Source organism: Paraburkholderia sp. RL17-347-BIC-D (assembly GCF_046027915.1).
GTDB lineage: Bacteria > Pseudomonadota > Gammaproteobacteria > Burkholderiales > Burkholderiaceae > Paraburkholderia.
Genome location: NZ_JARESS010000089.1, coordinates 1 through 18,812, shown reverse-complemented (window position 1 = coordinate 18,812; position 18,812 = coordinate 1). Strand labels below are relative to the sequence as shown.

General features: G+C 63.9%; 13 protein-coding genes. 8 read left to right on the top strand and 5 right to left on the bottom strand.

Going from position 1 to position 18,812, the window contains the following annotated elements; translation table 11 throughout:
- Positions 1 to 226: 226 nt before the first annotated feature.
- Entirely contained in the window at positions 227 to 1,096 is an 870-nt protein-coding gene (locus P0D96_RS45255; protein WP_408180692.1) for a segregation and condensation protein A, read from the bottom strand.
- Between the two features lie 4 nt (positions 1,097 to 1,100).
- On the bottom strand, positions 1,101 to 1,286 hold the full coding sequence (locus P0D96_RS45250) for a DUF3460 family protein (protein WP_175150426.1): 186 nt from the start codon (positions 1,284 to 1,286) through the stop codon (positions 1,101 to 1,103).
- A 144-nt stretch (positions 1,287 to 1,430) separates the two neighbouring features.
- Here P0D96_RS45250 and P0D96_RS45245 point away from each other — a divergent pair, with 144 nt between their 5' ends.
- The 3 genes from P0D96_RS45245 (at position 1,431) to P0D96_RS45235 (ending at position 8,303) form a co-directional block, all read left to right on the top strand.
- Complete coding sequence (locus P0D96_RS45245; protein WP_408320633.1) at positions 1,431 to 1,835, top strand: hypothetical protein; 405 nt, start codon at positions 1,431 to 1,433, stop codon at positions 1,833 to 1,835.
- 65 nt (positions 1,836 to 1,900) lie between these two features.
- Positions 1,901 to 3,730 carry an autotransporter assembly complex protein TamA gene (locus tag P0D96_RS45240; RefSeq protein ID WP_408320631.1) on the top strand — a complete coding sequence of 610 codons (1,830 nt, stop codon included), beginning with the start codon at positions 1,901 to 1,903 and terminating at the stop codon, positions 3,728 to 3,730.
- Positions 3,731 to 3,758: 28 nt separating this feature from the next.
- Positions 3,759 to 8,303, top strand: a complete 4,545-nt coding sequence (locus tag P0D96_RS45235; RefSeq protein WP_408320629.1) for a translocation/assembly module TamB domain-containing protein — start codon at positions 3,759 to 3,761, stop codon at positions 8,301 to 8,303.
- A 107-nt stretch (positions 8,304 to 8,410) separates the two neighbouring features.
- Here the strand turns inward: P0D96_RS45235 and metG are convergent, their stop codons facing one another.
- Both metG and P0D96_RS45225 read right to left on the bottom strand, forming a co-directional pair.
- Complete coding sequence (metG, locus tag P0D96_RS45230) at positions 8,411 to 10,546, bottom strand: methionine--tRNA ligase (RefSeq protein ID WP_408320628.1); 2,136 nt, start codon at positions 10,544 to 10,546, stop codon at positions 8,411 to 8,413.
- A gap of 365 nt (positions 10,547 to 10,911) precedes the next feature.
- Positions 10,912 to 11,565 (bottom strand): YiaD family glycine zipper/OmpA-like lipoprotein, encoded by a 654-nt coding sequence (locus P0D96_RS45225; RefSeq protein ID WP_132375682.1) that lies wholly within the window; start codon positions 11,563 to 11,565, stop codon positions 10,912 to 10,914.
- Between the two features lie 348 nt (positions 11,566 to 11,913).
- Here P0D96_RS45225 and apbC point away from each other — a divergent pair, with 348 nt between their 5' ends.
- The 5 genes from apbC to P0D96_RS45200 all read left to right on the top strand — a co-directional run bounded on the left by apbC (position 11,914) and on the right by P0D96_RS45200 (position 17,761).
- Positions 11,914 to 13,002: an iron-sulfur cluster carrier protein ApbC gene (apbC, locus tag P0D96_RS45220; protein ID WP_408180688.1), complete on the top strand. Its 1,089-nt coding sequence runs from the start codon at positions 11,914 to 11,916 to the stop codon at positions 13,000 to 13,002.
- Between the two features lie 195 nt (positions 13,003 to 13,197).
- Positions 13,198 to 13,731, top strand: coding sequence for a superoxide dismutase family protein (locus P0D96_RS45215; RefSeq protein WP_132375678.1), 534 nt, complete (start codon positions 13,198 to 13,200; stop codon positions 13,729 to 13,731).
- Positions 13,732 to 14,072: 341 nt separating this feature from the next.
- A complete protein-coding gene (dcd, locus tag P0D96_RS45210) occupies positions 14,073 to 14,642 on the top strand; it encodes a dCTP deaminase (RefSeq protein ID WP_012432068.1) in 570 nt (189 codons plus the stop codon).
- Positions 14,643 to 14,729: 87 nt separating this feature from the next.
- On the top strand, positions 14,730 to 17,015 hold the full coding sequence (locus tag P0D96_RS45205) for an arginine/lysine/ornithine decarboxylase (protein ID WP_132375676.1): 2,286 nt from the start codon (positions 14,730 to 14,732) through the stop codon (positions 17,013 to 17,015).
- Positions 17,016 to 17,017: 2 nt separating this feature from the next.
- Positions 17,018 to 17,761, top strand: a complete 744-nt coding sequence (locus P0D96_RS45200) for a lysozyme inhibitor LprI family protein (protein ID WP_408320625.1) — start codon at positions 17,018 to 17,020, stop codon at positions 17,759 to 17,761.
- Positions 17,762 to 17,786: 25 nt separating this feature from the next.
- Here P0D96_RS45200 and P0D96_RS45195 read toward each other — a convergent pair whose 3' ends face one another.
- On the bottom strand, positions 17,787 to 18,713 hold the full coding sequence (locus P0D96_RS45195) for a bestrophin family protein (RefSeq protein ID WP_408320623.1): 927 nt from the start codon (positions 18,711 to 18,713) through the stop codon (positions 17,787 to 17,789).
- Positions 18,714 to 18,812 lie beyond the last annotated feature (99 nt).

The following is an 18,812-nucleotide window of genomic DNA, read 5'->3' as shown; positions in this document are numbered from 1 at the left end:
ACTGGTCGCGCAATTCATGGATCGAGCTGATGACTTTCATGATTGGACAGGGATTTCCTCGCGCGGCGCAAGACCGGATGGACGCAAAACCCTTGGGATTGCGCGGCCCGCGGCCTCACTGGTAATGACAGGTTCGGAGCGCCGGATTGTAGTGGATTTGCGTGCCTGCCGCACCGAAAAGAGGCACCTTCTCCCGCCGGGCGGAATTGCGCCCGGTTCGAGGGCTTCAGGCGGGCAGATAGGCGAGGCGCACATAGATCGGTGCGAACGGCTCCGCCTGGGTGATTTCGACGAGCGATTCACGGCACAGCTCGAGCACGGCGATGAAATTCACCACCACCACCGGCACGCCCTTGCTCGTGTCGAACAGGTCGGAGAACTCGATGAAGCGCGCGTTCTGCAGTTGCCGCAGGATCGAGCTCATATGCTCGCGCACCGACAGCTCTTCGCGCGAAATCTTGTGATGCTGGACCAGCTTGGCGCGCTTGATCACGTCGGCCCACGCGGCGCGCAGGTCCTCGCTGTTCACGTCCGGAAAACGCGGCGTGATGCTTTGCTCGATGTAGACCTCGGCGCGCAGGAAATCGCGCCCGAGTTGGGGCAATTGGTCGATGCGCTGCGCGGCGAGCTTCATCTGCTCGTATTCGAGCAGGCGCCGCACGAGTTCCGCGCGCGGATCCTCGGCTTCTTCGCCGCTGTCGGCTTTCTTTACCGGCAGCAGCATGCGCGACTTGATCTCGATCAGCATCGCGGCCATAAGCAGATACTCGGACGCGAGTTCGAGATTGGTCTGACGCAACTGGTCGACGTAGCCGAGGTATTGCACCGTGACGTCCGCCATCGGGATGTCGAGCACGTTGAAGTTCTGCTTGCGGATCAGGTACAGCAACAGATCCAGCGGTCCTTCGAACGTTTCGAGAAACACCTCGAGCGCGTCCGGCGGGATGTACAGATCCGTCGGCAGCTTGAAAAGCGGCTCGCCGTACAGGCGTGCGAAAGCAATGCCGTCGACGATGTCCGGTGTCGAATCGGTGGCGGGCGCGGCGAGCGCGGCGTCGGCCGGCGCTGCGCCGTGTGCCTCGTCGGCGTGACTCACGCGCTTAGAAGTTTTGATAGTACGAGTAAGGCGTCTGTTCTACGCGCGAGGCTCTCTGCTCGGCGCGTTCTTCCAGATCGATCGGCTGTTTGTCCCACAGCAGCGCGCGGCCGCGGCGTTGTTCGGCTTCCAGATTGGGTTTCTGTTGCTTGAGCTGGTTCAGGAACTGGGTGATGTCCGATTGATACATGGCTCGACGTCCGTGGTGTAGGAATTGGCGGCTGCCCGGCGCTCATTGGCCCGTTGCCTCGCGCGGCGCCCGCTGCTATTCCATAATTTTACCGCATGCGCGGCGCGCGGTCGAAAAACGGCGGCCAGGCCGGGCGGGCGGCGCGTGAAAATAGCCGGAACCCGCGTGGCAGGGCGTGCGTCAAAGGCGGGCGCGTCGGCGGGCGTGGCGGTATTGCGGCTGTTGTGGGCGTTGTGGGTGCTTGGCGTTAGCGCGACACGGCGGCATTGGTGTCCGCATCGGCCAAGCGGCACGGGCACCGGCACTGGCACTGGCACTGGCAACGGCAACGGCAACGGCAACGGCAACGGCAACGGCAACGGCAACGACACCGGCAACGGCAACGGCAACGGCAACGGCAACGGCCAGCTGCTTTGGCATCGGCACCGACACCCGCGTCCGCGTCACGCAGCATGGCGCGCCGCGCGCGAACCCGACGGTAAAGCCCGCCGGCAAGCCGCGGACACAGTTTTAGAGATCTCGCGGCGTCCCGCCGATGTGGTCAAATAGCGTGCTTCGGCCGCCGCGGCGCGGCTGAGCGACAAGAATTCATCAACCACGGCTGGAGGTCCTGTTTGGCGGGGTGTGCGATCGACAAGCTGCGGCGCGGCAAGGCCAGTTCCGGGCGTGGGCATCGCACGCCCATGCGGCGCTGGTGGCGCACGTGGCTGGCATTCGCCCTCGTCATGCTGACGCTTGCAACCGACAACGCCCACGCCGCAAAAGCAGCGGCCAGCTACAAGGTCGATATCGAAGCCACGCCGCGCTCGCTGCGCAAGCTGCTCGAGGCGCATCTGGATATCGCGCGTTTCGCCAAGCGCCCTGACATCAGCGACGACCAGTTCGAGTTTCTGATTACCGCCACGCCCCAGCAGGTCCGCGACTTGGCCTCCACGCAGGGCTATTTCAGCCCGGTCGTGCGCACCGACGTGCGCACCATCGACAATGCGAAGCGCGTCACGGTGAGCGTCGATCCCGGCCCGCAGACCGTCATCTCATCGATTTCGCTGTCGTTTCGCGGGCCGGTGCTGACCGAGGATCCGGCCCAGGAAAACGCCGCGCGCTTCGCATTTTCGCTGCACGAAGGCGATCCGTTCTCGCAGGGCGATTGGGACGATGCGAAAAACGCCTCGCTCAAGGCGCTGCAGGCGCGCCGCTATCTGGGTGCGAAGATTTACCACTCCGAGGCGCGGGTCGATCCGCGCACGCACGAGGCGAAACTGTTGGTCACGTACGACAGTGGGCCGACCTTCACGATGGGCAAGCTCGATGTATCGGGTACGCGGCGCTATCCGGAAAAGATCGTTGAGAACGTGAACCCGATCTCCGAGGGTGATATCTACGACGTTCAGCGCATCACCGAATTGCAGCGGCAGTTGCAGAACACGCCGTACTACGCGAGCGTCGCGATCGACGTGGACAGCGACCCGGCCAAGCCGGTCGAGACGCCGGTGCACGTGAAGGTGTCGGAATATCCGTACAACAGCATTCGAGGCGGGGTCGGCTATTCGACGGACAACGGCCCGCTGGTGCAGGGTTCCTATTCGTATCTCGACACGTTCGGCAAAGCGTGGCCGTTCACCATCCAGGGGCGCATCGACCAGATCCAGCAATACGGGCAAATTCAGCTCGCCATGCCGCCGGGGCCGCGTGCGTGGACCAATAGCGTGCTGGCGTCCTACACTACGACCGACGTATCCGACACGCGCATTTACAGTATCCGCGGCGGCGTGCAACGGGCCCGGACCTCGCAATTCATCGACTATAACTACTCGCTCCTCTTCTACCAGGACCGGCTCGATCAGAACTCGTTCGCGCCGACCACGAGCCGCGCGCTGGTGCCGGCTTGGTCGTGGACCCGGCGCAATACCGACGATCCGCTGTTCCCGCGCAAGGGCAACCTGATTCACGTCGAGGCGGGCTTCGCGGTCAAAGGCGCGCTGACCGACCAGACTTTCATTCGCGGCTACGCGCGCGGCCAGCAGTATCTGCCGATCGGCAAGGAAGACCTCGTGCTGATTCGCGCCGAACTCGGCGGCGTGTTCACGAGCGGCCCTTCGAGCGGTATTCCGGCCTCGCTGCTGTTTCGCGCGGGCGGCTCGAATTCCGTGCGCGGCTATGGCTATCAGAGTATCGGTAACAACGTCGACGGTTCGGTGCTGCCCACCAAGTATCTCGTCACGGGCTCGGCCGAGTACCAGCATTGGTTTAGTCACGACTGGGGCGCGGCCGCGTTCTTCGACATCGGCACCGCCACCGACACGTGGGGCGAAAAAGTCTTTTATCCCGGCGTCGGTGTCGGGGCGCGCTGGCGCAGCCCGGTCGGCCCGGTCAACGTCGATGTCGCCTACGGCATTCGCAACAACAGCGTGCGGCCGTATCTGACGCTTGGCATCGCCTTCTGATGAAAACCTGCTTCCACATGATCCACGCATGACCACGGACGTTTCCGCCCAACCTCCCGCGCAGCCGCCCGGTGCACAACCGCCGGAGCAGCCGCCCGAACAGCAGCCGCCGCCCAGGCGCCGGCTCGGCCGGTTGCTGCTGAAAACGTTCGCGTGGACGGTAGCCGTGCTGGTGCTGTTGCTCGCGTTGGGGGTGGGTTTGTTGTACGGCGCGCTCACGACCGAGCGCGGCACCGCCTATGCGTGGCAGGCGGCGGTGAAGCTGCTGGGCGGCAAGCTGAGCGGCACGTTGGAGCGAGGCGCTCTCGCCAATGGCCTGCAATTGCGGCAAGTGCGGTGGCGCAGCCTCGACGGCAGCGGCACCGATATCCAGATCGACCGCGTGGCGGGTCGCTGGGCGCTCGCGCGCGAGCCGTGGCGGTTCACCATCGACTATCTGCATATCGGCACGGTGGACGCGCGTATTGGTTCTTCGTCGTCGAGCAGCAGCGGGCCGGTGAAGCTGCCGCAAGACTTGCGCTTGCCGATGCAGCTCGACGTTCGCGATGTCCAGGTCGACAAGCTGCTGCTGCATCAGGGCGCGTCGACGACCGAATTCTCGCGCTTCGTCTTTCATGGACGTAGTGACGGACGTCATCACGAGGCCGCGATCGAGCGGCTGGACACGCCGTTCGGCGCGGTGACGGCGGCCGCCAAACTCGACGGTTTGCGGCCGTTTCCGTTGACTGGGGACGTCGGCTATTCGGGCAAGGTGAACGACGAGGCGGTGCAGGTGGGTGGCCATCTGAGCGGCTCGCTGGAGAATCTCATCGCGGAACTCGATGCAAGCGGCATGAAGCTCGCCGGTCATGCGAGGGTCGAGGCTACGCCGTTCGGCGACGTGCCGTTGCAGCGCGCTACGCTGACCTTCGATCACATCAACCCGCAGGCTTTTGCGCCCGGCGCGCCGTTGGCCGACCTGGCCGTGCGGGCGGAGTTGCAGCCGGTGGGGCAGGGTGCGGCGGAAGAGGTCGTGTTGGGGGCGAGTGGGGTAACGGGGGCAAGTGCGGCGAGTGCGACAGGCGCTGCGCGCGGGGCCGGTGCGGCAAGTGGGGCGAAGGCAGCGGCAAAGGCCGCGAGTTCGGCGAGTGGTGGCAATGCCACGAACGTCACGAAGGCTGCGAGTACCACGAACGCCACCAACGCCACCAGCGTTTCCAGTTCAGCCCACGCAGCCAGTGCCGGCCGCGCTGCCAGCCAAAGCGCCCTCGCGGGCGCAGGCAATGCCGCCAGCGCAACGCAACCACCCATAGCGACAACCGGCAAACGCGACGCCAACCCCGACACCACCGCCAAACCCGCCGCGACTTTCGCAGTGACCGGCCACGTCTCGATCGTCAACGCCAAACCCGGCGCGATCGACCAGAACCTGCTGCCGATCATCGACGCCAACGCCGACGTTCGGCTCGACGCCCAGGCGCAGCGCATCTCGAACCTGAACGTGCGACTCGTAAAGAACGCCACGCTCACTGGTGGCGGCGCACTGAGCGGCAAGCGTGGGCAGTTCGATCTGAAAGTCGCCAACCTCGACCTGAACGCGCTGCAAGCAACGGTGCGGCCCACACAGCTGTCTGGCCCTATCGGCGTGCGTCTGAACGACGACGTGCAGAGCCTCACACTCGATCTCGCCGACCCGAAAGCGGCGCTGCGCGCCCAGGGCAAAGTGACATTCGATCCCGCCCGCATGAGCTTCAACGACGTGCGTATCACTTCGGGCAAAGGCCGCATCGATCTGTCCGGCGCGCTCAAGCACGACGCGAATTCCACCTACAACCTGAAAGCGCAACTGACCGATTTCGATCCGTTGACGCTGGCTTCGCAGATGCCGTCGCGCAAGCCGGTGACTGGACCGACGCCGGCACCGTCGGCTAGCCGTGCCAAAAACAGCAAAACGGCGGAGGCCGCCGCGCAAGTGGGCAGCACGGCCGGCGCAAAAAGCGCCGCGCCCGCCGACAAAGCCGCCGCCGCCGTAAAAAACACCGCCAAGGCGGCAGTCAAAAGCGAAGTAGTCGAGCGCAAAACCCCGCCGCCGCCGAAACGCGGCGCCCCGCCTGCCCGCAAGATCGAGGCACGTGTGAACGGCACGCTCACCGCGGCCGGCATGCTCGGCCCGGTCTTCACGACCAAGGCCGAATTCAAGCTCGGTCCGAGCGTCTACGACGGCCTGCCGTTGACCGGCGGCGGCACAATCCAACTGGCGGGCTCGCGGATTTTGCCGAGCCGCGCGAACCTCTCGGTCGCGGGCAACCAGGTGGATTTGCAAGGCAGCTTCGGCGCACGCGGCGACCGGCTGAAGTTCCGCGTCGACGCGCCGGAACTGGAGCGCCTTGGCTTCGGTCTCGCCGGACTCGTCGCGGCCGATGGCGACGTCACCGGCTCGTTCGCGCATCCGAATGTCGTGCTGAACTACAAGGCCGACAGCGTGGTGTTCGGCAGCAACCGCATCGGCCACGCGGAAGGGCACGCCGAACTGCGCGACGGCGCGAACGGCGCGCTGGTCTTTACCACCGACGCGCGTAACCTCAGCGCAGGCGGCGTCGATCTGAACGTGCTCACGGCGCGTCTGTCCGGCACGCGCGCCAATCACACGCTCGAGGCCGCCGCCACCGGCAAGCTGCAAGACCGTCCGCTCGATCTCACGCTGGCCGCCAACGGCAAGCTGACCGAAGCGCGCGACGGCACGCGCTGGGACGGCACCGTCACGCGCCTGCAGAATCGCGGCACACCGGCGTTGAATCTCGAGTCGCCGCTCGCCGTCAGCGCCGGGCCGGACCGCCTGACGCTCGGCACGACGCGGCTCACGCTCGAAGGCGCGGTGCTGAGCCTGAAAACCTTTGCCTTCGACCACGGCAAGATTCAGTCGGCAGGCAGTTTGACCGGCATTTCAGTCGCGCGTCTGCAGGCCCTGCGGCACGAGATCACGGGTGAGCCGCCGCACGTCAAAACCGATCTGGTGTTCGACGGCGACTGGGACTTCGCGCTCGGCAGCACGGCGACCGGCCACATCCAGTTGCAGCGCCGTAGCGGCGACGTCACGGTTGAAATCGGCCGTGGTCTCGCCTCGCTCGGTATTTCGAGTATCGCCGCGCGCGCCGAATTCAGCGGCGGCAACCGGCTCAACGCCACTTTTCACGCGCAGGCGAGTCGCATCGGCGTGATCGACGCCGACGCGCACACCACGCTGGTGATGCGCGACGGCTTCCTGACCGTCAACGAGGACGGCGCGCTCACCGGCAACGTGAACGCCAACGTGCCGTCGCTGAAAACCACCGGCGGCCTGTTCGGTCCGAGCTATCTGCTCGACGGCCACCTCGCGCTCAAGCTTGCGCTCGCCGGCACCGTCGCCAAGCCGAACCTGACCGGCTCGCTGCTCGGCGACGGTCTCTCCGCGACGATGGTGGATCAGGGCGTGCAGTTGAAGGACGGCGTGGTGCGCATCGCGCTGTCGCACAATCTGGTGGACTTTCAACAGGTCGAATTCAATGGCGCGAGCGGCACTTTGCGCGCCACCGGCCGTGTGCGTCTGGACGGCGCAGAGCCGGATCTGACGGCGAGCATTGTCGCGGACAAGCTCGAATTGTTCGCGGCGCCGGATCGCAACCTGTCGCTGTCGGGCAGCGCGAGCGTCGCGAATGCCGGCGCGCAAGGCGGCATGGCGATCAACGGCAAATTCGTCGTCGATCACGCGTTGTTCGACATGCCGGAGCAGTCCGCGCCGAAGCTCGGCGACGACGTCGTGGTGGTGCGCCCGGACGGTTCGGTGGCGGGCGAGCGGCCACCGCCTGTGCCTGGTACCAACAAGCCGATTGGCCCGTTCGCCCCGCGCGCCAATATCGACATCAGCCTCGGCAACAACTTCCGCTTCCGCGGCCAGGGCGCGGACCTGGGCCTGACCGGCACGATCACCGCGATGAGCGCGCCGAACCTGCCGCTGCGCGCGGTGGGGAACGTGCGCGTCACGCAGGGCTCGACCTACACCGCGTTCGGCCGCAAGCTCAACATCGAGAACGGCTTCTTCACCTTCAACGGGCCTGTGGCCAATCCGGGCATCAACATCCTGGCCATGCGCCGCAACCAGCAGGTCGAGGCGGGCGTGCAGGTCACGGGCACGGTTCAATTCCCGACGGCGAAGCTGGTGTCAGAGCCGAACGTGCCGGATAACGAAAAGCTCTCGTGGCTACTGTTCGGCCACGGCACGGATCAGGGTAATAACCTCGGCCAGCAAAGCACGATGACGACGGCGCTCGCACTGCTCGGCAGCGCAAGCGGCAAGCGGATCGCGCAGACTTTCGGGCTCGACGAGTTTTCGATCGGACGAAGCGAAGTGGGGCTGACCGATCCGCAGGTGGTGATGGTGTCGAAGGCTATCAACGAGCGGCTCGTAATCGGCTACGAACAGGGGCTGCAGTCAGCGAGCAATGCGATCAAGGCGACGGTCAACCTGACGCGTTACTGGTCGGTCGCGGCTTACGGCGGCACGTTCTCCGGCGTCGATCTGCTCTATACGCGGCGCTTTGACCGGATCCGATGGTGATGGGCAGCGGGCGCGCTTAAATCTTCGCGCTGTGGCAAATAAAAACGGCACGCCTTTTCAGGGCGTGCCGTTTCTTCATGCGTGCCTTCGGCGTGAGACGCCGCGCTTTATTTCACGCGCATGCCCGGCTTCGCGCCGCTATCCGGCTCGAGCACATACAGGCCCGGTTCCGCTTTCTCGTCGGTGGCGGATGCGGCCAGCACCATGCCTTCGGACAGGCCGAACTTCATCTTGCGCGGCGCGAGGTTCGCTACCATCACCGTCAGCTTGCCGACCAGTTGCTCCGGCTGATACGCCGACTTGATGCCCGAAAACACGTTGCGGGTTTTCTCTTCGCCGATATCGAGCGTGAGTTGCAGCAGCTTGTCCGAACCTTCCACCGCCTTGCAGTCGACGATCTTCGCAATGCGCAAATCGATCTTCGCGAAGTCGTCGATCGAGATGACGCCGGGCGTTTCGTCCTTGTCGGCGGCGGCCGCTTTCGCTGCCTTCGACTTGCCCTTGGCGTCGGCCGGAGCGGCGGCTTCCGGCGTGGCTTGCAGCGAGTCGCGATTGGCGGCCAGCAGCGCTTCGATCTGCTTCGGATCGACGCGCGTCATCAGATGCTTGTACGCGTTGATCGGGCGGGCGGAGCTGAGCGGCACGTTGGCGTCGGCCCACACCAGCGGTTCGATGCCGAGGAAGCCTTCGACCGCTTCGGCGAGCTTCGGCAACACCGGCTTGAGCGCCAGCGACAGTAGCCGGAACGCTTCGATGCTCACCGTACAAGTTTCATGCAGCGCGACGCTGTTCGCCGGGTCTTTCGCCTGATCCCACGGCTTGGCGGTGTCGACGTAGGCATTCACGGCGTCGGCCAGTTCCATGGTCTGACGCAGCGCGCGGTTGTACTCGCGCGCTTCGTAGTTCGCGGCGATTTGCGGCACGGCGGCGCGCAGCGAGGCGAGCAGCGGATGCTGCATCGCGCTGTCCTGCACGCGGCCGTCGAAGCGCTTGATCAGGAAGCCGGCGGCGCGGCTCGCGATATTCACGTACTTGCCGACCAGATCGCTGTTCACGCGCGCCTGGAAGTCGTCGAGGTTCAGGTCGAGGTCTTCCATCGTGCTGTTCAGCTTGGCCGCGAAGTAGTAGCGCAGCCATTCCGGATTCAGCCCCGTGTCGATCACGCTCTGCGCGGTGATGAACGTGCCGCGCGACTTCGACATCTTCGCGCCGTCCACGGTCAGGAAGCCGTGCGCGAACACGTTGGTCGGCGTGCGGTGGCCCGAAAACTCGAGCATGGCCGGCCAGAACAGCGTGTGGAAATACAGAATGTCCTTGCCGATGAAGTGATACTGCTCGGCCGTCGAACCCTTGCGAATCCACGCGTCGAAGTCGAGACCGCGTTTTTCGGCGAGGTTCTTGAAGCTCGCGTAGTAACCGACCGGCGCGTCCAGCCACACATAGAAATACTTGCCCGGCGCGCCCGGAATCTCGAAGCCGAAATACGGCGCGTCGCGCGAGATGTCCCAATCGGCGAGTTTGGCTTCGCCGGCGTCACCCAGCCACTCGCGCATCTTGTTGGTGGCTTCCGGCTGCGCCAGACCGCCCACCCACGCGCGCAGGAAATTCTCGCAGCGCGGATCGGAGAGGCGGAAAAAATAGTGCGTCGACGTTTTACGAATCGGCGTGGCGCCGGAGACGACCGAGTACGGGTTGATCAACTCGGTGGGCAGATAAGTCGAGCCGCATACTTCACAGCTGTCGCCGTACTGGTCTTTCGCGCCGCATTTCGGGCATTCGCCCTTGATGAAGCGATCCGGCAGGAACATTTCCTTGACCGGGTCGTATGCCTGTTCGATATCGCGCGCGTCGATCAGGCCCGCTTCCTTGAGCGCCAGATAGACGTTTTCGCTGAGAACGCGGTTCTCTTCGGAGTCGGTCGTGTAGTAATTGTCGAACGAAATCCCGAAGCTGTCGAAGTCGCGCTTGTGTTCCTGCCAGACGCGGTCGATCAGCTGCTTCGGCGTGAGACCTTCTTTCTCCGCGCGCAGCATGACGGGCGTGCCGTGCGTGTCGTCGGCGCCCACGTAGTAGACCTCGTGCCCGTGCATTCGCAACGTCCGGACCCAGATGTCCGTCTGGATATATTCGACCAGATGGCCAATATGGATTTGCCCGTTCGCATACGGAAGGGCCGACGTGACGAGAATCTGGCGACGGCCTGACGGCGCGCCTGCGGAGAGATCGGTTACGGGTGCTGACATAAGGATGGTAGGAGCCTGCGGTGGGACGAAGGGTTGATTCTAGCAGGGCAGGCGCCGGGCGCGGGACGGGCCGTCTGGGGGCGCGGCCTGAGTCATCGTGGGGCGGCGCGGCGTGTAAACCGAGCGCCAAAAAAAAACCGGGGCTATTAACCCCGGAGCAACAACGACAAGAGGAGAATGGTGACGCGGCGGCATCGCCAGCCACGTACCGTAAAGACAGACAGCGGATTTTGCGCAGAGTTCGAAATTTTTTTCGTTCTCGTGCAAGATTCCTTTTTTCCGCCTTCCACGGCTTGCTAAAGCATAACGGTCGCCGGTGATACAGCCCCAGCGACCGGCTTTCTCAATCTCCCGCGGTCTCGTCCTTATTGCGTGGTGTGCTGAGCCGTGGCGCGCAGATAGATTTCCACGCGGCGGTTCGCTGCACGACCGGCTTCGGTGTTGTTGTCGGCGATCGGCTGGGTTTGGCCCAGGCCTTGTGCCGACAGGCGCTGCGGCGCGACGCCGCGCTGGCCCAGGTAGCCCGTCACGCTTTCCGCGCGGTTGACCGACAGCGTCTGGTTGTACGCCGGCTGGCCCGTGCTGTCCGTGTGCCCGACCACCTGAGCGATCAGTTCCGGATTCTGTTGCATGGTCTGCGCCAGTTGGTCCAGCACCGGCGCGAACGACGGCTTGACCGCGTAGCTGTTGGTGTCGAACGTGACAGAACTCGGAATGTTCAGCTTGAGCGAGCCATCCGGCTGTTCGGTGATCTGCGTGCCGGTGCCCTTGGTGGCGCCCGACAGCTTGTTGTGAATGGCTTGCCAGTTGTAGCCGGTGATGCCGCCCACCGCCGCGCCGACGCCCGCGCCGATCGCCGCGCCCTTACCGCCGCCGAAGATCGCGCCCAGCGCAGCGCCCGTGCCGGCGCCCACGCCCGTACCGACCGCCGTGTTGGTGCCCTGTTGGGTGGCGCAACCCGCCAGCAGCGAACCGGCAACAGCAAAGACAGCCAGGCGAGTCATAATTTTTGCATTCATTTTTGATTCCTCTTGAGTGAAGCCAGTCAGGCAAGCAAGGCGGCGATATGAAAAAATCCGTACGGCGAACCTGACGGCAGTAAAGCCGCCGGCTCGACAATACGAGAAGTCTTACGCCCTGCTCAGCCTCGGTCCGACAGTAAAGAAGGGTCTTCCGGCAAGGCTTGCCGCCAGCCACTACAATAATGGCTGAAGCATGCAGCGATGCGGCCCCCTGGCGTTCCGCCTGCCCGAAGGGTGCCCGGCACGCCTGGTTTTCGCAATGCTGTCTAACAATTTCTTTCAAATTCCGGCGCGTGGCCGAGATTTCGATTCCGCTGCGCCGCAGGTGTTCCCCACGGAGTGTCAATGAGTATCGATCGGGCTTTGGTCGACGCTGCCCTCGCAGCCGTCGCTGACCCCAACACCGGCCGGCCCTACGCGGCTGCCAAGAACATCAAGAACGTCGCGGTGCAGGGTGACACGGTTAGCGTCGACGTGGTACTCGGCTATCCGGCCATGCGCCAATTCGACGCGATCCGCACGCAATTTTCGGATGCGCTGCGCGCCGTGCCGGGTGTGGCCGACGTGCGTGTCCAGGTGTCGCAGCAGATCGCGGCGCATACCGTGCAGCGTGGCGTGAAACTGTTGCCGAACGTTAAAAACATCGTCGCGGTGGCGTCGGGCAAGGGCGGTGTCGGCAAGAGCACGACCGCCGTGAATCTTGCGCTGGCGCTGGCGAGCGAAGGCGCGTCGGTCGGTATTCTCGACGCGGACATCTATGGCCCGTCGTTGCCGATGATGCTCGGTATCGTCGGCCGCCCCGAGTCGCCCGACGAGAAGTCGATGAACCCGATGACCGGCCACGGCTTGCAGGCCAATTCGATCGGCTTCCTGATCGAGCAGGACAACCCGATGGTGTGGCGCGGCCCAATGGCCACTTCCGCGTTGGAACAACTGCTGCGGCAGACCAACTGGCGCGATCTCGACTACCTGATCGTCGACATGCCGCCGGGCACTGGCGACATTCAGCTGACGCTGTCGCAACGCGTGCCGGTGACGGGCGCCGTGATCGTCACCACGCCGCAGGACATCGCGCTGCTCGACGCGAAGAAGGGTCTCAAGATGTTCGAGAAGGTCGGCATTCCGATCCTCGGCATCGTCGAGAACATGGGTATGCATATCTGCTCGAATTGCGGCCACGAAGAGCATATCTTCGGCGCCGGCGGCGGCGAGCGCATGGGCAAGGAATACGGCGTCGACGTGCTGGGCAGCCTGCCCCTCGACATTGCGATCCGCGAGCAGGCCGACTCGGGCAAACCGACCGTGGTGGCCGACCCGCAAGGACGCATCGCGGAGATCTACCGGTCGATCGCGCGCAAGGTGGCGATCCATATCGCCGAACGCGCTCGCGACATGACGTCGAAGTTTCCCAATATCGTGGTCCAGAACACCTGAGAAAACGCCGGGCCGCCCCAAGTTTTGTCCCCCCTCGGGGGGCTGGCGCGAAGCGACGGGTTGGGGGCGCTCTTGACAGCCGTTCGGACAAGGGCCCAAGGCGTCTGTTTTCGCCTGGTCTCGCGGTATCATGTCGACTTCACAAGTTCGGCTCGGCGGCCGCAGGGGCGGCCGCCAGGCCGGCAAGAGGATCGCATGGGAAAACGAATCGACGGGCAGGCGGTGCATGCGTTCATCGTCCTGGCTGCCAGCAGTGTGCTGTTATGCGGCTGTAGCGCGTTCCTGAGACCACAGGAAAAACGTGCGGACGCGCAGTTGCTGCCCACCGTGGGCAATCAGGCGCGCGGTCTCGTCACGTTCATCGAGCGCTCGGACGGCGTGCAGGTTACCTACAATCTCTCGGGCATGCCGCCCAATAGCGACCACGCGTTGCAAGTGCACGAGCGCGGCGACTGCAATGCCGCCGACGGTTCCAGCGCCGGCCAGGTGTTCTCGCCGGCCGCCGAGCGTCTGAAATCGGGCGCGCGGGTCGAGGGCGACCTCGGCAATATTCACGCGGACGCGAACGGCGTGGCCACCGGCTTCATCGTCGCGCCGGACGTCTCGCTCGACGGCATCCGCTCGGTGTTGCAGCGCGCGGTTCTGCTGCATCACGACGCGACCGATCCGTACGCCTATCCGCAGCATGGCGCGGGCCCCGCGCTCGCGTGCGGATTGATTCGCCAATGAGCGTTGCGCGTGCCGCTTGATCGAGGCCCGCGCGCAGGCTGCCGGCGTTCAGCCAGGCGGCCTCGGGGCTGGCATCGGGCCGCTCCCGAACCCAACCTGCGGCAGCATTCTCACGATCGCGTAAAATAAGCGCCTTTCGTTCGGCTGCCTCGCCGGAGTGCCCGTCCTGCCAAGTAGGCGGGGCACTTAGCCGAAGGGGCTTAGAGCGCCGAACGGCCCGCGGCGTGGCTTTGTATCCGAAGTCAGCGCAACGAAGGCGCGCAGTAAGCCAAAAGTGACCCGGCACTTACCGGGTCGTTATCCGTCATACCTCTGTCATTCACGTCGAGCAGCGTTCACCTATGACTATCAAATCCGACAAGTGGATCCGGCGCATGGCCGCGTCGCACAACATGATCGAGCCGTTCGCGCCCGATCAGGTTCGCGTCTCCGAAGACGGCCGGAAGATTGTCAGCTACGGCACGTCGAGCTACGGCTACGACATCCGCTGCGCCGACGAATTCAAGATCTTCACCAACATCAACTCGACCATCGTCGATCCGAAGAACTTCGACGAGAAGTCGTTTGTCGACTTCAAGGGCGATGTCTGCATCATCCCGCCGAATTCGTTCGCGCTCGCGCGCACGGTCGAGTATTTCCGCATTCCGCGCAGCGTGCTGACCGTGTGTCTGGGCAAGTCCACTTATGCGCGTTGCGGGATCATTGTCAACGTGACGCCGTTCGAGCCGGAATGGGAAGGGCACGTCACGCTCGAATTCTCGAATACGACACCTTTGCCTGCGAAAATCTACGCGAACGAAGGCGTCGCTCAAGTGCTGTTTTTCGAAAGCGACGAGATTTGTGAAACGTCGTACGCGGATCGCGGCGGCAAATATCAAGGTCAGCACGGCGTCACGTTGCCCAAGACGTGACGTCGGCAGCGTACTGACCCACCAGCTATACCGGGTGACCGCTGCAATTTAGAGAATGCAGCGGTCGTTCTTTTTGGAGAATCGCCCATGAAGTTTCGTTTTCCCGTCGTCATCATCGACGAAGATTTCCGCTCCGAGAACATCTCGGGTTCCGGCATCCGGGCCTTGGCCGAAGCCATCGAGAAAGAAGGCGCGGAAGTGCTCGGGTTGACGAGCTATGGCGATCTGACTTCGTTCGCGCAGCAGTCGAGCCGCGCCTCGTGCTTCATCCTCTCGATCGACGACGACGAACTGCTGCCGTACGTCGATAACGTGGTGGTGGAAGGCGAGACGCCGGAGCTGGCCGCCGCGATCGTCGCGCTGCGCGCGTTCGTGACCGAAGTGCGCCGCCGCAACGCCGACATTCCGATCTTTCTGTACGGCGAAACGCGCACCTCGCGTCACCTGCCGAACGACATCCTGCGCGAACTGCACGGCTTCATCCACATGTTCGAAGACACGCCGGAGTTCGTCGCGCGCCATATCATCCGCGAGACCAAGGTGTATCTGGATTCGCTCGCGCCGCCGTTCTTCAAGGAACTGGTGCAGTACGCGGACGAAGGCTCGTATTCGTGGCACTGCCCGGGGCACTCGGGCGGCGTGGCGTTCCTGAAGAGCCCGCTCGGCCAGATGTTCCACCAGTTCTTCGGCGAGAACATGCTGCGCGCGGACGTGTGCAACGCCGTCGACGAACTCGGCCAGCTGCTCGATCACACCGGTCCGGTGGCGGCGTCCGAGCGCAACGCGGCGCGCATCTTCAGCGCGGACCACGTGTTCTTCGTGACCAACGGCACGTCCACGTCGAACAAGATCGTCTGGCACGGCACGGTTGCGCCGGGCGACATCGTGCTGGTGGACCGCAACTGCCACAAGTCGATCCTGCACGCGATCACCATGACCGGCGCGATTCCGGTGTTCCTCACGCCCACGCGCAATAACTTCGGCATCATCGGGCCGATTCCGCGCAGCGAGTTCGAACCGGAAAACATCAAGAAGAAGATTCTCGCGAACCCATTTGCCCGCGAAGCACTCGCGAAGAATCCGGATCTCAAGCCGCGTATTCTGACCATCACGCAGAGCACCTACGACGGCGTGATCTACAACGTCGAGATGATCAAGGAGATGCTGGGCGACTGGCTCGACACGCTGCACTTCGACGAAGCCTGGCTGCCGCACGCGGAATTCCACGAGTTCTATCAGGACATGCACGCGATCGGCGCGGGGCGTCCGCGCATCGGCGCCATGGTGTTCGCCACGCACTCCACGCACAAGCTGCTGGCCGGCATTTCACAGGCTTCGCAGATCGTCGTGCAGGATTCGAAGAACAGCCGCTTCGACAAGCATCGCTTCAATGAAGCGTATCTGATGCACACGTCGACCAGCCCGCAGTACGCGATCATCGCCTCGTGCGACGTGGCCGCGGCCATGATGGAAGCGCCGGGCGGCACCGCGCTCGTCGAAGAGTCGATCGCAGAGGCGTTGGACTTCCGTCGCGCGATGAGCAAGGTCGACGCCGAATACGGCGACGACTGGTTCTTCAAGGTGTGGGGCCCGGACCAGTTCGCCGAAGAAGGCATCGGCTCGCGCGAAGACTGGATGCTGCGCCCGAACGACAAGTGGCACGGCTTCGGTCCGCTCGCCGAGGGCTTCAACATGCTCGACCCGATCAAGGCGACCATCGTCACGCCGGGTCTGGACATGGACGGCGGCTTCGGCGAGTCGGGCATTCCGGCTGCGATCGTCACGAAGTACCTGGCCGAGCACGGCATCATCGTCGAGAAGACCGGGCTGTATTCGTTCTTCATCATGTTCACGATCGGCATCACCAAGGGCCGCTGGAACTCGATGGTCACCGAACTCCAGCAGTTCAAGGACGACTACGACAACAACCAGCCGCTGTGGCGCGTGCTGCCCGAGTTCGTCTCGCATCATCCGATGTACGAGCGCGTCGGTCTGCGCGATCTGTGCGAGCAGATTCACAGCGTGTACCGTGCGAACGACATCGCGCGCTTGACGACCGAGATGTATCTGTCGAGCATGGAACCGGCCATGAAGCCGTCCGACGCGTTCGCCAAGCTCGCGCACCGTGAGATCGATCGCGTGCCTATCGACGAACTCGAAGGCCGCGTCACGTCGATCCTGTTGACGCCGTATCCGCCGGGCATTCCGCTGCTGATTCCGGGCGAGCGCTTCAACAGGACCATCGTCAACTATTTGCGTTTCGCGCGCGAGTTCAACGAGCGCTTCCCGGGTTTCCACACGGACATCCACGGACTCGTCGGCGAAACGATCAACGGGCGCATCGAATACTTCGTCGATTGCGTTCGCGCCTGACGATGCGGCGGGTGAAGTCCCTGTTGGCGGCCGGCGTCGGCGTTCGCGGCGCGCGTCGCGCGTTCGGCGCGTTGGCGCTGGCTTCGGCGGCGGTGCTAGGCGCGCTTCCGCTATCGGCGCACGCCGAAGTCGCCGCCGCCGATCCGATCGATGCGTCGATGCGCGCGTGTCTTGCGCGCAGCGACATGTCGTCGACAACAGGGCAAGTGCAGTGCATGGACAACGCGCGGATCGGCTGGAAGACCGCGCTCGATAACGCGTGGCAGCAGCTTCAGCAGAAGTTGCCGCCCGCGCAGCGCAAGCAGTGGGAAAAGAGTCAGGCGAGCTGGCAGGCTTCACGCGATGCCGAGAAGCAGTTGCTTGCGGCCGTGTTCGCCACGACGCGCGGCACGATGTACGTGCTCGCCGAAGCCGACATGCAATTGCAGCCGGTGCGCGACCGCGCGCTGGCGCTGCGCAGCGCGGTGGCGAAGGCGAGTGTCGGCGGCGATCCGCCGCGCCGGGTGCGTGCCTGCAGCGCGGACGCGCAGTGCGAACACGCGATGTTCGATCTGAACCGCTATTACCGACGTTTGCAGTCGAAGATGCCGGCGCGTACGCGTCCGACACTGACGCATGCACAGAAGGCGTGGACCGCGTATCTGAACGCCACGACGCCGGTGGTCGATGAGCGCAGTCGTATCGATGTGATCGGCGCGCGGGTCGCGACACTCAAGCGATTGTCGGAAACAGTCGGCAATAGTTGAGCGGTGTGCTCGGGCGTGAGCCTGCTTAATTGACTATGTAGCCTTCCGCTTCCGGGCTCGGCAATTGAACAGCCGGTTCGCCGAGCATGTCGCGCATGGCGTCCTCGATTGCCACGGACATCAGGTTGAGCGCGAGGTCGTTGTCGTCGATGCCGAAAGGCTCTTCGATTTGCGATGCAATGGCTTCGTGCGCCATGAACGTGTACGCCACGAAGACCGCGAAGACGGGCGTGAAGATGCCGATGCTGTCCACCAGTCCGAACGGCAGGGACGCGCAGAAGAAATACACCGTGCGGTGAATCATCACCGAATAGGCGAACGGCAGCGGCGTCGAAGCAATGCGCTCGCATCCGCCGATTACTTCCGAGATTCCATTCAGATTCCGATCGAAGGCGATGACCGCCATTGGATCGATCGCGCCTGAGCGAGCGTGGCGTTGCACCCATTCGCCGAGGTAAAGCATCAAGGTGGCCGGTTTGTAGCGCGACGCTATGACGCGGGCGAAGAGGGCTGGCGGCAGGCGTTCGGCGAGGTCTTCGCGTGCGTCGCTCTTGCGGAGCTGATGACGCAGCGCGTGCGGGAGGGCGCTGAGCGCTGTGAAAAATTCTTTGATGTCTTCTTGTGGGAGCTGTTTTGTCGGCAGCGTGAGCGTCTGGCGGATGAGTGAGCGTGACTCGTTCAGCAGTTGGCCCCAGAGCTTGCGGGCTTCCCACCAGCGGTCGTAGCTGGCGTTGTTTCTGAAGCCCAGGAAGACTGCTAGCGCTATGCCTATTAGCGAGAAGGGCGCTGTCGTGTTGAGATTTAGCGAGATCGGGAGCAGGTGGTCGTGGGCTGCCACGGCGACGATCGAAATGCAGAAGATCAGGAATAGGCGCGGGAGCAACTGCGGGAGGACGGAGCCTCGCCAGGCTAGCAGCATGCGGAACCAATGGAGGTGGGGGCGGATGATCATTGGGGTGTGCTTTTTGCCTGCGGCGCTTCGGGGTTTCTATTATCGCTTTTTTGGGTTTTTGGCGGATGTTTTGGGCGTTGGCCTTTCATTGTTTTGTTA